13 protein-coding genes are annotated in these 15,831 nt (G+C 45.2%); 11 read left to right on the top strand and 2 right to left on the bottom strand.

What is annotated here, in order from left to right:
- Window positions 1-2 precede the first annotated feature (2 nt).
- From GKG41_RS09680 to GKG41_RS09645, 8 genes are all read left to right on the top strand, one after another.
- Entirely contained in the window at window positions 3-1,679 is a 1,677-nt protein-coding gene (locus GKG41_RS09680) for a methyl-accepting chemotaxis protein (protein WP_154258308.1), read from the top strand.
- A gap of 17 nt (window positions 1,680-1,696) precedes the next feature.
- Window positions 1,697-2,308, top strand: a complete 612-nt coding sequence (locus GKG41_RS09675; protein ID WP_154258307.1) for a chemotaxis protein CheC — start codon at window positions 1,697-1,699, stop codon at window positions 2,306-2,308.
- Between the two features lie 4 nt (window positions 2,309-2,312).
- Complete coding sequence (locus GKG41_RS09670) at window positions 2,313-2,789, top strand: chemotaxis protein CheD (protein WP_154258306.1); 477 nt, start codon at window positions 2,313-2,315, stop codon at window positions 2,787-2,789.
- A 20-nt stretch (window positions 2,790-2,809) separates the two neighbouring features.
- The gene (locus tag GKG41_RS09665; protein ID WP_154258305.1) at window positions 2,810-3,751 is read left to right on the top strand and encodes a diguanylate cyclase; all 942 of its coding nucleotides are present in this window, start codon (window positions 2,810-2,812) and stop codon (window positions 3,749-3,751) included.
- Between the two features lie 11 nt (window positions 3,752-3,762).
- Window positions 3,763-5,784, top strand: coding sequence for a chemotaxis protein CheA (locus GKG41_RS09660; RefSeq protein WP_154258304.1), 2,022 nt, complete (start codon window positions 3,763-3,765; stop codon window positions 5,782-5,784).
- 23 nt (window positions 5,785-5,807) lie between these two features.
- On the top strand, window positions 5,808-6,248 hold the full coding sequence (locus GKG41_RS09655) for a chemotaxis protein CheW (RefSeq protein ID WP_154258303.1): 441 nt from the start codon (window positions 5,808-5,810) through the stop codon (window positions 6,246-6,248).
- 26 nt (window positions 6,249-6,274) lie between these two features.
- Complete coding sequence (locus GKG41_RS09650) at window positions 6,275-8,536, top strand: EAL domain-containing protein (RefSeq protein ID WP_154258302.1); 2,262 nt, start codon at window positions 6,275-6,277, stop codon at window positions 8,534-8,536.
- Between the two features lie 61 nt (window positions 8,537-8,597).
- The gene (locus tag GKG41_RS09645; protein WP_154258301.1) at window positions 8,598-9,452 is read left to right on the top strand and encodes an AraC family transcriptional regulator; all 855 of its coding nucleotides are present in this window, start codon (window positions 8,598-8,600) and stop codon (window positions 9,450-9,452) included.
- A 46-nt stretch (window positions 9,453-9,498) separates the two neighbouring features.
- Here the strand turns inward: GKG41_RS09645 and GKG41_RS09640 are convergent, their stop codons facing one another.
- Entirely contained in the window at window positions 9,499-9,855 is a 357-nt protein-coding gene (locus GKG41_RS09640) for a PqqD family protein (protein ID WP_154258300.1), read from the bottom strand.
- A gap of 3 nt (window positions 9,856-9,858) precedes the next feature.
- On the bottom strand, window positions 9,859-11,775 hold the full coding sequence (locus GKG41_RS09635; protein ID WP_154258299.1) for an oligopeptide transporter, OPT family: 1,917 nt from the start codon (window positions 11,773-11,775) through the stop codon (window positions 9,859-9,861).
- Window positions 11,776-11,936: 161 nt separating this feature from the next.
- Here GKG41_RS09635 and GKG41_RS09630 point away from each other — a divergent pair, with 161 nt between their 5' ends.
- From GKG41_RS09630 to GKG41_RS09620, 3 genes are all read left to right on the top strand, one after another.
- Window positions 11,937-12,356 carry a sigma factor-like helix-turn-helix DNA-binding protein gene (locus GKG41_RS09630; RefSeq protein WP_154258298.1) on the top strand — a complete coding sequence of 140 codons (420 nt, stop codon included), beginning with the start codon at window positions 11,937-11,939 and terminating at the stop codon, window positions 12,354-12,356.
- A gap of 233 nt (window positions 12,357-12,589) precedes the next feature.
- Entirely contained in the window at window positions 12,590-13,945 is a 1,356-nt protein-coding gene (locus tag GKG41_RS09625; protein WP_226903978.1) for an MATE family efflux transporter, read from the top strand.
- A gap of 105 nt (window positions 13,946-14,050) precedes the next feature.
- Entirely contained in the window at window positions 14,051-15,637 is a 1,587-nt protein-coding gene (locus GKG41_RS09620) for a hypothetical protein (RefSeq protein ID WP_173015594.1), read from the top strand.
- Window positions 15,638-15,831 lie beyond the last annotated feature (194 nt).

The following is a 15,831-nucleotide window of genomic DNA, read 5'->3' as shown; positions in this document are numbered from 1 at the left end:
CCATGAAGGAAAAATTCAGAAATCTTAAAATAGGAAAGAAACTGCTTCTGGCTTTTGGGACAATCATTATTATGTATGTTTTGACGGTATCCATAGCTCTGTTTAACATCAGGACTCTGGCAGATCGGATGGACCAGCTTTACAATGAGCCCTTTGCCAACGTGCAGTCATCCCAGATGGCTATGGCTAATCTGCAGAAGGTATCCAAAAATCTGGCCATGCTGGCAGGTACAGAGAATCTGGTGGATGAGCCGGTATATCTCCAGGAAACCAAAGAAACAGTGACAGAGGTGGAAGCAGGTATGGAGGCACTGGCCACCGGGTATGTAAGCGGTCCAGAAAAGGTAGAGGAACTAAAGAGCCTGTTTTCACAGCTGAAATTCCCCAGGGACGCAATACTCACAGCAATTGAAGAGGACAGGGATGAGGATGCCCTGAACATATATACCAATGAATATGCGCCTCAGGTCACAAAGGTTATGACTTGTCTGGGAGAGGTTGTGGAGCTTTCGTCAGAGGACGCACACAACAGTCTTTTAGAGGCAAAGAGGATAAGCAGACAGATCTGGACGCTCCTGATCCTTCTGGCCGCTGTTATTTTACTTATTACAGGTTTTCTCTGGATTACAATTACAAAAAGTATCCAGAAACCGGTTAATGAGATTAAAAAGGCTGCGAATACCATTGCAAACGGGCAGCTGAAGACTGAGCTGACATATCGGTCTGAGGATGAACTGGGCCAGCTGGCAGATGACATCAGAGCTACGGCTTCAGCTTTGAACTTATATGTATCGGAGATAAAAAAGGGCTTAGGAGAACTGGGCAGCGGACGTCTGAATTACCGCTCGCCCATCAGCTTTAAGGGGGATTTTATAGCCTTAAGCGAGGGGATGAATGAGATCGGAGAACTGCTGCGGGAGTCTATCGTACAGATTGGAAATAGTGCAGAGCAGGTATTTGGAGGCGCGGAACAGATCTCCAACGGGGCGCAGGTGCTGGCGCAGGGAGCTTCAGAGCAGGCCAGCTCCATTGAAGAGCTGGCTGTCAGCATCAATGATATCGCAGACGGCGTAAGAGACAATGCAGACGGGGCTGTCAAATCCAGCGAACTGGCTGCTTCGGTGGGGAATTACCTCATGGAGAGCAATAATCAGATGATGAACCTGATGGAGTATAACCGGCAGATTAAAAAGAATTCCGTAGAGATTACGGGAATTGTAAAGGAAATTGAGGATATTGCATTCCAGACGAATATATTGGCGCTCAACGCTGCAGTGGAGGCGGCAAGGGCAGGAGAGGCAGGCAAGGGATTTTCTGTGGTGGCAGGAGAAGTGAGAAGGCTGGCGTCAAAGACATCAAGCGCTTCCAGACTAACCTCTGATCTGAGCGAGAAGAATAAAGAGGCAGTGGAAGCAGGTATGGAGGCAGCGAATGACACAGCCAAAACCCTGAAAAAGTCTGTGGACGGAGCACAGGAAGTGAACAAGATGGTAAGTAAGATTTCCCAGGCTTCCGTGCAGCAGGCAGAGGCAATTTCCCAGATTCGAAAAACAGTGGAACTTATTTCGGATATTGTGCAGGGCAACTCGGCTACCTCCGAAGAGAGTGCGGCAGCAAGCGAGGAGCTCTCAGCACAGGCTCAGATCTTAAAAGAACTGGTGGAAAGGTTTGAGGTGTAGGATATGAGGAACTATAGATGAAAAATTACATGGATCTGGATGAACAAGACGCGGACATTTTAAAAGAACTGGGAAATATAGGGACTGGTAATGCGGTTACCTCCCTGTCCCAGATGATGAATCACTCTCTGGAGATTGATACTCCGAGTCTTAAGATTATAAAGTATCAGGAGATAGCCGGAATTCTTCAGAGAGAAGAGGAGATACAGACCGGGATCATGGTAGAAATACATGGAGAACTTCAGGGCATCTTTTTATTCCTTCTGGATGAGGCCTTTACCTTTTCAGTTTTAAACACTATTCTGGGGGAGAAGGAGAGGCAATTGATGTATCTTGAAGATATAGAGAAATCTCTTATCTGTGAATTGGGGAATATTATGTGCGGTTCCTACATAAGAGCACTGTCACAGCTTCTGAATCTGGAGATAGATGTAGATGTGCCCAATCTGTGCATTGATATGGGCGGGGCAATTCTGAATATTCCCCTGTCACATTTTCTTGTCTACAGCGACGAGCTTCTGCTGATCCAAAATGTATTCCATATGGGCAGCTGTTCGTTTATGGGACATATCGTATTTCTTCCGGAAATGAAATCTCTAAGGGCAATCATCGGAACGCTCAGGGAGTAAAGCTATGAATAAAATCATCGTAGGAATTGGTGAGGGAAAGCTTGCAGAAGGGGAACAGATCCTTGTGTCCTATGCACTGGGATCCTGTGTGGGAATTTGCCTGTACGACAGGGCAAAGCGCCTTGCCGGTATGGCACATATTGTTCTTCCCTGCAAAGCAGACTCACTGAATCAGGAAAATGCGTATAAATTTGCGGATGAAGGGGTCAGAGAGCTGATTCACCTCATGACTTCACATGGGGCAGACAAGAGGAGACTTACGGCAAAGCTTGCCGGTGGTGCCAAAATGTTTGAAACAAATAACAGCAAGTGGGAGATCGGCAGCCGGAATACAGAAACGGTAAAGCGGGTTCTCAAAGAAGAAGGGGTCAGAGTAGCCGGGGAGGATACCGGTAAAAATTATGGGAGAACGATTACATTTTATGCAGAAAATGGACAGATGAGGGTGAGTACGGCACGCCATATAGAGATTTTACTGTAGATAACAATGGAGGTTTTAAAATGGAGAAAGAAAGCAGACAGATAGTGCTGGTTGTGGATGATAGCCTGCTAATCTGCAAACAGATTGAAATAGCACTAAAAGAGGAGCCTGTTTTCCTCTGTGAGGCTCACAGCGGACAGGAGGCGCTGGAAATGGCAGTGCAGTATCAGCCGGATCTGATTCTTCTGGATGTGGTGCTTCCGGATACAGATGGTTATGAATTATTTGAGCAGTTAAAGGATACCGATAATAATGATGCGTCTATTATATTTCTGACGTCTAAGGATAAGGATGAGGACGTGGTAAAAGGCTTTGCTATGGGAGCCTGCGATTATATTAAAAAACCTTTTGTCCAGGGAGAGCTTTTGTCCAGAGTGCGTGCACATCTGCAGTTAAAGCGGCAGAAGGATGAGCTCAACAGACAGAATATGGAACTGCGCTCAAGTATGGAAAAGCTGAATTATATGGCGTTTAGAGACGGACTTACCGGCTTATATAACCGAAGGTATGTAGTAGGGGATCTCATGGAAGATATGAGGTGCTGCCAGATGGGAGAGCGCCATAATGTGATGATATTGGCAGATATTGACGACTTTAAGGTGATCAACGATACCTATGGACATGACGCAGGGGACATGGCTTTGGTGTGCATTGCAAATATCCTGGAGGGAATCTGCGGCCGGCACAGGGTGGTGCGCTGGGGAGGCGAAGAATTCTTGGTCGTTTTATTTGAAGTGACAGAAGAGGAGGCATATGAGATCAGCGAGCAGATCCGCACTGAGGTTGAAAAGTTTAAGATTTATCATGAAGAGGGGGAATTTTCCTGTACCCTGACCCTGGGACTTCATGCGTATCATGAGAACGAAGGAATTGAAGAAAGTATCAACTGTGCGGACAGGGCGCTCTATGAAGGCAAAAGAAGCGGGAAAAACTGCAGCATCTGGTATGAGAGAAAAGAGTAAGTGAGGAATATATGGGATATTTCGATGATGACGCCAAAGAAATGCTTGAGGTATACCTGACAGAGGCCGGTCAGCTGGTTGAGCAGCTGGGCGGAATTCTGCTTTCCTCGGAGGATAGAAATGAGTTTACAGGGGAGGACATCCATGCGCTGTTCCGTATCATGCATACCATTAAAGGCTCCTCCGCGATGATGGGACTGAACAGTTTATCATCATTGGCTCATACTCTGGAAGACCTTTTTGGATATTACAGAGAGACGTTTGGGAAGATAGAAGAGGCAGAGCCGGAACTATTTGATTTACTGTTTGCGGCTTCTGATTACATAGAAGAAGAGCTTTCCAGGATGCCTGGGGAAGATTATGTACCCGGGAACACCGAGGAAATACAAAATTGGGCAGAGACATATCTTAGAAGAATATCCTCCGGGGAGGACACGGCCCCAAAGATGGCATCTGAAAGCAGCAGTGAGGTGTCTGTTCCGGGAGAATTGAAGCAAAAGGCAGGAACGGTAGTCCGAATCCTGTTCGAGTCCGGATGCAGAATGGAAAATGTCCGGGCTTTTATGCTGGTGAGGCAGATAAAGGGGCTATGTTCTGAGCTTGAGACGTATCCTGCAGACTTAGAGACATCAAAAGACAGTGCGGGGTACATCGGGGATAACGGAGTATTTATCCGTTTCCAAAGTGAAAAAAAGGATGAAGTGATTCAGCTTCTCAGCAAAGGACTGTTTGTTGCTGAATGCCGGGTGATGTGGGAATGTTCCCAGGAGGGTTCGGCTAAGGGGACGGCAGAAACTTCCGGGAAAAATGAAGGGGATACAAAGGAGTCAGAGTTTCTTAACGTTAAAACAGACCGTTTAGACAAACTCCAGAATTTATCCGGAGAATTATTGATCCAGATGCAGGCCCTTGACAGCTATCTGGGGGAAAGAGGGCTGTCAGATCTGAGAGAGGGAACGGCCCACCAGATCAGCCAGCTGATCAGCGAGGTAGAGCATACGGTAATGCAGATGAGGATGGTGCCTGTGGCCAGAATTGTGCCCACAATAAGGCGTATTCTGCGGGACATATGCAGGGATACTCAAAAAGAGGCAGAGCTTATCATTAACTGCGGGGATATAGAGGCTGATAAAAGTGTGGTGGATTATACTGCCGAGGCACTGCTGCATCTTATCCGCAATGCCGTTGATCATGGGATCGAATCACCGGAGGAGCGGATAGAAGCCGGAAAAAGCAGAAAAGGGAAAATTACCTTTACGGTGGGAAGTACGGTAGGGGAACTTCGCATTTCTGTCAGTGATGACGGCAGAGGGCTGGATGAGGAAAAAATCAGGGCAAGAGCTAAGGAGAGGGGACTCTTTTGGAAGCCGGATGAGGAATACTCGGCACAGGAAATCCAGAGTTTTATTCTCCACCCCGGATTTACCACAAATGCTCAGGTCACAGAATATTCGGGCAGAGGGGTAGGCCTGGATGTGGTAAAAAAAATTATGGAGGATGCGGGAGGACATCTGTATATAAAGAGTGAAGCAGGGAAAGGAAGTACCTTTACAATCACGGTGCCCCTGACACTTGCAACTATGGAGTGCACAAGATTCCGGGTGGGTGATTACCGGTTTTCTCTGCCGTCCCGGCATGTATTCCACTTTATGGATTATAAGGACAGCAAAAAGAACATCCAAAGGGCAAATGGACTGGATTATATCTTATTTCAGGACAGAATGCTTCCTTTTCTGGATCTGCACAAGTTTTACGGTATCGGGGGTGAAACTCCTGACACAGGGATTATTATTTATGTGAGAGGAACGGAAAGAGAAGGATGCATACTTGTAGATGCCATGTATGAGCAGAAGCGTATTGTGATAAAACAGCTTCCCCAGCTGTTCGGGAGCGGGTTCCGCCAGCATACGGGAATCAACGGATGCAGTATTATGGGAAATGGAAGAATCTGTACAGCCCTTGATACCGAGATCCTGATCGGCAGCTATATCCATGCGGGAACCGTGAAAACTGACGAAAAGAAGACGTATTAATAAAAATAGGAAGGAGACAGTGTATGGAGTCCGGACACAGCGATGAGATACTTTGTATTCCGGGAGACAAGAGGAATTATGGGATAGAGCTTTTCCAGGTAGTAGAGATATGCTCTTCTCTGCAGATTTCAAAGGTTCCATGTTTGCCTGATTATTATGCAGGAGTGTGCAATTATAAGGGGACGATTACTCCGGTGGTCAGGCTTTGGGAAGAGGACGAGGCCGATTCCGGGGATAGAGATATGATGGTAATTGTAAGAGAACAAAACTTTCAGATGGGAATCCCAATAGGGAGGCCTCCCTTTATAATAAAGACAGCTCAGTCCGAGCGGATAGAGAATGTCCAGACATTTTTAGAGTCAGAGGTATGGGCAGTGAAAGATATCTACAAAAAAGACGGAGAACTTTATCTGACAATTGATATGGAGCAGACCATGGAAAATCTGATTATTTATCCCGTATAATCCAGAGGGAATGTGAGGGCAGAAGATTGAATCAACAAAATTTAAAGAAACAGATTGTGATTCCCGGTATTCTGGTTGCCTTGATAAGCGTGATATTGATTGGTATCAGTATTTTTATTTATTCCAGTATTCAGGAGACCCAAAAGCAGGAAATAAAGCAGAACCTGAAGGAAATTGTCTCTCAGTACAGTAATATTATAACCACTAAAATAGACGGCGACTTCCAGACCCTGGAGGCAGTATCTATATTTGTAGGGGAAACAGATATCTCAGATTTGGATCAGGTTATGAAATATCTGGAAGCCGAAAGCAGGAGGAATAGTTTCCTGAGGATGGGATACGTAACTCCTGACGGAATCGGTTATTTTGTAGATACAGATGGAACGAAGCATTATAACCAATATGTAGGAGATGAAGAATTTGTCCGGGAGGCATTTACAGGCAGACAAGCAGTTTCGGATACTATGAAGGACAGATTTTCAGAAAATACTATTAACTGCTATGGAGTTCCTGTCTATCACGAGGGGGAGCTAACCGGCGTCCTGACAGCTACGAGCCTCTCCTCAAAATTTTCGGAGATAATAGAGCAGAAGATATTTGAGGGAATCGCGTACGTGCATGTCATTGATGAAGATGGGAATTTTATTGTTCGCTCTCATCATGTAGTAATCCAGGAGGAGCTGTCTAACATTTTTGACAAAGGGGAATTCCCGGGAAATACCAAAGAGGAGATATTATCCGATATGCGTGCGGGGAAAGAGGCTTTTGCAAATATTGGGTATGAGGGAACGGAATACTGGATGGCAGTAGTCCCTGTCGGAATTAAGGACTGGCATATCTACTGCGTGGTACCACAAAAATTCTTAAACAGCAATTTTAACACCCTGCTTTGGGTATTCCTCAGCGTCATGCTCTGCATGGTTCTGCTGTTTGCCGTATTGTTTTTCTATATTTACCGTTTGATTCGAAGAAGCAGGGAAACGATGGAACAGCTGGCTTATACAGATACTCTGACCGGTGCGGATAATCGGAACCGGTTTACCGCCGATCTGCCTGGCCTGCTGAGGGGAACAGCGGACAATGCGCTGGTTCTGTTTAATATCAGCGGATTCAAATTCATCAATGAATTTTTTGGCTACGAGACAGGAAACAGGCTGCTTAAGCATATTGCCGCTGTCTTGAAATCCAGCATGGAGGAGGGAGAGCGATATTACAGAGACAGTGCGGACCGTTTTGGAATCTTTATGGACTATAAAGGCAGAGAGGAAGCTGTAAACCGTCTGGAACAGATTCAGAAGCAGATCAGTGATTTCAGCCTGAGCCAGAACCAGAGCTATCACATTATCTGCAACTTTGGAGTGAAGGTTATTGAGGAAAAGGACTGTGGACGAAACGCAGATATAGATACTATTATGAACCGTGCCATGCTGGCACTTAACAGTGTTAAGGGAAATGACTATAACGCTATCGCTTTTTATGATGAGGTGCTTCACCAGAAGGCAAGAAAGAAAAGTGAAGTTGAGAATAAAATGTATGCGGCCCTGGAAAACAGAGAATTCTGTATGGTGCTGCAGCCTAAATATGCACTGGACACCGGGGAGGTACACAGCGCAGAAGCTCTGGTGCGGTGGTATACCAAGGACGGAACTGTGTATTATCCGGATGAATTTATACCTATATTTGAAGAGAATGGTTTTATTACAAAGCTGGATATGTATATGCTGGAGGAAGCATGCAGGTATCTCAGCCGTTGGCTTGAAAAGGGTTATCCTGCGGTGCCGGTATCCGTAAACCAGTCCAGGCTGTCTTTCTATGACTCTGAATATATGGATAAATTCCATGAGATTGTAGATAAATATCATCTGGACCCTTCCCTGATTATTCTTGAGGTAACGGAAAGTGTTACCATGAATCATCTGGATCAAATTAAAGAAGCGATGGAAAGGCTTCATGCCATGGGATTTCGTGTATCTATGGATGATTTCGGCAGCGGGTATTCATCCCTGAATATTCTAAATGAGCTGTATATTGACGAGCTCAAGCTGGACAAGGAATTTCTGTCGAATCAGGAGGACAGCTGCCGGGGAGAAGTAATTATGAGGAATATTATTAATCTGGCCCGGGATCTGTCTATCACTACAGTGGTAGAGGGAGTAGAGACCGAACAACAGGTAGAATTCCTGAAATCTATATCCTGTGATATTGTTCAGGGGTATTATTTTGCCAAACCCATGTCGGCGGAGGAGTTTGAGGAACAGTATCTGAAAAGCGGCGGCTCTCAAAACTGAACAGAAAAAGAGAGGACGCGTAATTTATAAATCTGTATACTAACGGTAAGGAGTTGAGCTTATGGAATGGATTGAGAGATGGAATGAGGCAATGCAATATATAGAAGAACATCTGACGGGAGAGATTGATTATGAAGAAGCTGCGAAGACAGCCTGCTGTTCTGTCTATCATTTTCAGAGGATGTTTGGATATATGGCAGACGTATCCCTTGGTGAATACATCCGGCGCAGACGCATGTCCCTGGCGGCAGTGGACTTAAGGAGCAGTGAGGAGAAGATTATAGACGTGGCTCTTAAGTACGGCTATAGTTCGCCTACAGCCTTCAACCGGGCGTTTCAGACTATACACGGGATACCACCTTCTATGGCAAAAGAAAACGGTGTCGCCTTAAAATCCTATCCTCCGGTCAGCTTCAAAATCACAGTAAAAGGAGCAGATGAGATGAATTACAGAATTGAACAGAAAGAGGCTTTCCGAGTAGTGGGAGTATCCCAGCCCATGTACAAAGAGATTGAGAAGAACTTTGAGTTTATTCCCGGGATGTGGAATCAGGCTGCTGGAGACGGTACCATTCCCAGACTGGTGGGACTGATGAACACTTCTCTGAAAGGCGTGCTGGGGATCAGTGCCTGCTGCACAGACGATAACTGGAGATACTATATCGGGGTGCCAAGCACCGCACCGGTTCCCGAAGGCATGGAAGAGTATACGGTAGAGGCCTTTACCTGGGCTGTATTCCCCGGGACAGGCGATATGCCCCAGTCTATCCAGAGACTGGAGCAGAGGATTGCCACAGAATGGCTTCCCACTTCCGGGTATGAGTACGCCAACGGGCCTGATATCGAGTTTTATATCAGCCCGGATCCACAGAATGCCAGCTATGAAGTATGGGTACCAGTGGTGAAAAAACAGTAATATGAGAAAAGAGGATGTGCCTTGACTGCGGCGCATCCTCTTTTTTTCAGGTGTTTTTTAAACTTATAAAGTGATAGCTTTCTAAAATTTGAAAATATTTGGCCAGCCGCTCATAGAGAGGGGCAGCTTCCTGTCCGAATTCCCCATCTACCATCTCTCCCAATCTTATAATATCAGTTTCACCGTCAATAAGGGGCCATACAAAGCTCCCCAGCTTATCCAGGTGAATCTTCGTTACCTTTGGCTTGGCCAGGAGTTTTTGGGCGGCACGGTTAAAAAAACCAGTGTTTTCTACCAATAAGGTAATCGTGCCTTTGGAATCCTCTTCCCATCGGATAGAGTTATTTTTTACAGGAATATATTCCAGATAATTCTGGTTTATCACTTTTTCTTTCTTTTTCATAATTTATTTTCTCTCTTTACGTTTTCTCCACAGGGAAAACTTCAGCACACTTAAAATGACCAGCGCAAATACAAGCAGGCTTCCGATATTGGCAGCAGCAGGGGGCAGGCCAAGTTTACCGGACAGATCGATGACAGCGTCCAGATTGAAGACTGCCAGTATCGCGAGAATGATGCCTACCAATCCTTCCCCGGCAATCATGCCGGAGCAGTACAGAATACCGTCGCTGATAATCGAAGATTTCTTTTTCTCATCCTGCTCTTTCTTTCTATCCAGACCCAGACGGATTAATCCGCCCGCCATAATACATGCATTTAACTGCACTGGCAGGTAGACTCCAATGGCAAAGGGAAGTACGGGAATCCCCAGTATCTCCACGGCTACAGCCAGGAACACCCCGATAAATACCAGGGTCCATGGGAGGTTATTCTCCATAACACCTTCCACAATCATTTTCATTAACATAGCCTGGGGAGCACCCAGCTGGTCAGAGCCAAAGCCCCACGCGGCGTTGAGAAGATACAGAACTCCGCCGATGGCAAGGGCGGCTGCGATCACCCCGATCAACTCACCAATCTGCTGCTTTTTCGGAGTAGCTCCAAGCAGATAACCTGTCTTCAGGTCCTGAGAGGTATCCCCTGCTATTGCGGCTACGATACAGATAATGGAGCCGATGGCAATTGCCCCCTGCATCCCGTGAATGCCGCCGTCCCCGGTAAACTTCAGAATAATGGTAGCGATAAGAAGTGTAGCAATCGCCATACCGGATACCGGGTTATTGCTGCTTCCCACCAGACCTACCATACGGGAAGACACAGTGGCAAAAAAGAAGCCAAATACTACTACAATAACAGCGCCCAGAAGGCTGACTGGAATAGGCGGTGCAAGCCAAATGGCCAGGGTAATCAGCGCTACGCCGCCCAGGATAATTCCAAAATTCAGATCCCTTCCTGTGCGGGTGGTATCCAAGTTCTGGCTTCCTTTCATCCCTTTGATGGCATCACGGAAGGTCCTTATAATCAGAGGAAGTGATTTGGCAAGGCTTATGATACCTCCTGCAGCCAAGGCACCTGCGCCGATGTAACGGATATAACTTCCCCAGATACCGCTGGCCCCCTTGGCAGCAAAGATTTCTCCGATAGGTTCCGTTCCCGGGTATAAGGTAAGGTCAGCCCCGAAGAGTACAATAGCGGGTATCAGCACCAGCCAGCTCACCAGACCACCGGCAAACATGTAAGAAGAAATTCTGGGACCGCAGATATAGCCTACACTCATTACGGCAGGATAAATCTGAGTTCCGATTTCCCCGGCGAAGCCCTTGACTCTTAAAGAAACCTCACTTGGGACAATTTTAAGGCCGTCAATAATAAACTTGAAAGCCGCTGCAATCCCCATACCGGCAAATACGGTAGAGGCGTTAGCTCCGCCTTCTTCCCCTGCCAGGAGTACTTCTGCACATGCTGTTCCTTCCGGATAGGGTAAGATGCCGTGTTCCCTGACGATCAGCGCATTGCGCAGAGGTACCATAAACAGAACCCCCAGAAGTCCCCCTAAGAGAGCAATCAGAGTGATTTCTATAATACTGGGAGTCTCCATCTTACCTTCCGCAGCCCAGAGAAACAGAGCCGGCAGCGTAAAGATCGCTCCGGCGGCCAGAGACTCTCCCGCAGAGCCGATGGTCTGCACAATGTTGCTCTCTAAAATAGAATTCTTGCGCATAATTACGCGGATAACACCCATGGCCAGAACAGCGGCCGGAATGGACGCGGAGACAGTCATACCCACCCGCAGTCCAAGATATGCGTTGGCTGCGCCGAAGACAACAGCCAGTATCACCCCCATAATAATCGAGGTGACAGTGAACTCCGGCGTGATGCGATCAGCCGGAATGTAAGGTTTAAAGTCTTTTTGTTTATTCATATCATTCTCTCCCTTTTTAGTCATACTGGACTATTATAGCGAAAGGTGTAGAAAACTGCAAGGAGAAATAGAAGAAATAGGCTATTGACAATTACTGGATATCGCAATATTATAAAAAGAGAACACATGTTCGATAAAAGAGCAATAAGGGGGATGAAAGCATGGAGGAAGAAAAAACGATCAGTGATAAGAAGAAAATGTACCTAAATTCTTATAAACAGGCGGTGATAGCAGCAAAATTAATTGAGGAAGAGATAGAGGAGATACAGATTCATAAATTGAATCCAAGTTATACCATAGAGGGGATGCCCCATGGGAATCTAAAAAAGGACTTATCGGATTATGTTGTTTTGATTGAGTGTAAAACGAAAGAACTGATACAGGCCAGATACCGCAGAATCAAGTTGTATTCAGATATCATTGACAAGATAGAACATATGGAAGATGAGACGGAACGGAACCTTCTGAGATTAAAGTATGTGCATAATAAGACATGGGAAGAGGTTGGGGAAGCGTTAGGTTACTCTTACCGACAGGTACATAATATTCATAACCGGGCATTGCAGGATTTTAAAATGTAAACAGTGCATAGAATTGCACATAATATCTGTGGTAGTATTAGGATGTAGAAATTTGAGAGATAAGTATTTCAGATTTCTGCTGTTTTTATCAATAAGACGCCCTGGCCTGCGTCTTATTTTTGTGCACAAAGGTTGATAGAGACGGAAGTTTAGTCTGTTAAGAAAGTATGGCAGATCTACTAGTATTCCCTTCTACATTTATGCTAGAATAAATACATAAAGGGGGAAATATTGTGAAAAAGGAAATAAGAGCCAACAGTCTGGATCTGACTCAGGGCAGTATTATACGAGGCATTCTTCTGTTTTCGGGTCCTTTGATTGTAGGCAATATCTTTCAGCAGCTCTATAATACAGTAGATTCTGTCATAGCAGGCAATTATATCGGCAAACCTGCGCTGGCAGCCATAGGTTCCAGCAATTCACTGATTAATCTTATCATAGGGCTTTTTATGGGGATTGCTACAGGGGCCGGTGTGGTCATAGCCCAGTATTATGGGGCAAAGAATGAAGAAAAGATGCAGTGGGCCGTACATACCTCCATTGTACTCAGTCTCATAGGGGGAATTATACTCACTGTGGTAGGAGTTACCTTGACCCCACAAATACTCCGCTGGATGGGGACACCTGACAGCGTTATGAAAGAGGCTGTCGTATATCTTAGGATTTTTTTCCTGGGCTCTGTGTTTAATATTACTTATAATATGGGGGCAGGTATCCTCCGGGGGGTAGGGGATTCCAGAAGACCCCTTTACTATCTGTGTGCTACGTCAGTTGCAAATATTATTCTGGACCTTATCTTTGTCATCTGTTTTCAGATGGGGGTAGCAGGAGCAGCGATAGCCACGATTATATCCCAGGGGATATCATCTGTTTTGGTAATTGTGACTTTAATGAAAGACAGGGATATCTATACACTTCGTATTCACAAACTAAGGTTAGACAAAAGGATGACCAGGCGTATCCTTGTTATGGGAGTTCCTACAGGGATTCAGTCCGCGGTAATCTCCCTTTCAAATGTAATTGTGCAGGCTTATATTAACAGCTTTGGACAGGATGCTATTGCCGGTTCCAGTTCATACATGAAGATCGACGGATTTATAGTACTTCCGATTATGAGCTTTGGTATGGCAGCCATGACCTTTACAGGCCAGAATATAGGAGCAGGGAAATTGGACAGAGTAAAACAGGGGGCGGTAAAAACGCTGCTGATAGGCTGCGGGTACTGTGTAATAATGTCAGCGGTACTTCTGATTTTCGGCAGGGATGCGCTGAGCATCTTCTCACGGGATACGGCAGTCATAGAGTATGGATATCTCATGTGCAAGATACTGGCCCCATTCTATGTTGGCATCACGATAGCACAGGTAATGGGAGGCGTATTCCGGGGAGCTGGTAAATCGATGTCTACTATGTTAATTATGATAGGAAGTATGGTGGGGGTTCGGATTCTGTGGATTCAGATTATGACGAAAGTATATTTTACTTTGGATACCGTACTTTGGGGATACCCTGTTTCCTGGTTCTTTGCAACCATGGGAATGGCCATTTATGCCTGGAAAGGGAAATGGCTGGTGAAGCAGGACCGATAGTAACCATTTAGAAAAAGGAGGGGTGGATACCCTGAGAGCAGACAGTATAAAATTGTCTGCTCTCAGGGTTTTTTTATGCCCATTAATAGAATTGGAGGAAGAAAAATGTTAAATAGAATTATAAAAAATATAGGATTACTTATGTGCTGCAGTGTAATGCTTATTACACCTGCAGTTACTGCAAATGCAGCTGTAGAGGAGAAGACTGCCAGCGGAACGCCATCAGTTAAGGTTCATTTTTTGACATTGCGCGGAGCTGATACAGATGCGATCGTACTGGAAGCCACCGACGCAGATGGAACCAAACACTTCGGTATGGTAGATGCTGCAGATGATACGAATGTTCCTCCCGGGGGAGCGTCGACTCCGGGATATGAAGACGAGGTAAATGAGTATTTGACTAAATTAAACGTCAATCACGATAACTTTGAATTCTTCATTGGGACACATGCACACAGTGACCATATAGGGGGGGCTGATGAGGTCATAAGAGCTTTTCATCCCCAAAAAGTGTATATCAAACCCTATTCAGATGATAATGTACTATCAGCTAATAGGAAATGGGATAATGCATATGTATATGCAGATACAATAAAAGCAGCGCAGGATACAAATGCCAAGCTTATTACCAAATTGACACCTGTAGATAATGGTGAGTTTAAGTTGGGGGAGAGTGCTGACATAGAATTGTTTAATTTTGAGTATGACCCGAATGAGAAGTTTTACGATATCAATAGTGCATCTATTATCACCAAAATGTCTGTGTTTGGACGCAAGGTTTTATTGACAGGCGACATGAATACCTATACGACATCTAACGTAGAGGATGATGTATACGGACTGGAGAGTGCTTTGATCAGAATGAATCTGGTAAAAGACATTGATATCTATAAATTGGCACACCATGGGATTGCGGGTTCTAATTCAAAAGCAATGTTAGATGAAGCCAATCCTAAATATATTGTACAGACTGGGTATCTGGGCAATATACCAAATGCTACTATGGCGCAAATTAACCAAAAAGTGGGCTCGAAGTTCTATTCTACCAGTTCCTATTATAATTTACTTTCTGCTATTGTATTTACTATAAATACGGATGGGAGTATTGAAACGAATATACCCAAATTCACACCCGGTTTTGTCACAACACCGAGAGGAACACAGTATGCGGATAGCAACGGAGCATTAATTTATAACCAGTGGATTCTCACTGGGAATAAATGGTACTATTTTGGGGCCAATGGTCTGATGCAGCGTGGATGGGTATATTTTGAAAACAGGTGGTATTATCTGAACGCTGATGGCACAATGAAAACAGGATGGTTATTAGACAGCGGCAGATGGTATTACCTGTATGAAGACGGGAATACAGATCGCGCTCCAGTAGGCTCTATGAAAACAGGATGGTTATTGAACGGAAACCGATGGTATTATCTGAATGAAGAGGGCAACACTGACGGTGCGCCTGTGGGATCTATGAAAACAAGCTGGCTGCTGTGGAAAGGCAAATGGTACTACCTGAATCCTGAGGGGAATGCGGACGGGGCCCCTGTGGGTTCCATGAAAACGGGGTGGCTGTCTTACTATGGGAATTGGTACTATTTATTGTCAAATGGTGAAATGGTAACTGGAACCGTTACCATTGATGGAAAGCGGTACACTTTTAATTCAGATGGAAAATTAATTTCTTAAAGCAGAGCAATACGAGTAAAAGATTGGGCTGATATGGTTAAAAACTATATCAGCCCGATTTTTGCGTTTATTTCCCAAAAGAGTATTTGCCAAACGCTGTACCAGATATCCCGATAGAGTTGATATTGTTCCGATAATTAGGTATACTCGGTGGTAAAGCGAAGTGCAGATTTTAACCTTATTCACATTCAGGC

It is taken from the genome of Lactonifactor sp. BIOML-A5 (assembly GCF_009677585.1).
GTDB lineage: Bacteria > Bacillota > Clostridia > Lachnospirales > Lachnospiraceae > Lactonifactor.
The sequence above is the reverse complement of the archived record's forward strand: the minus strand, read 5'-3'. Positions and strand labels throughout refer to the sequence as shown.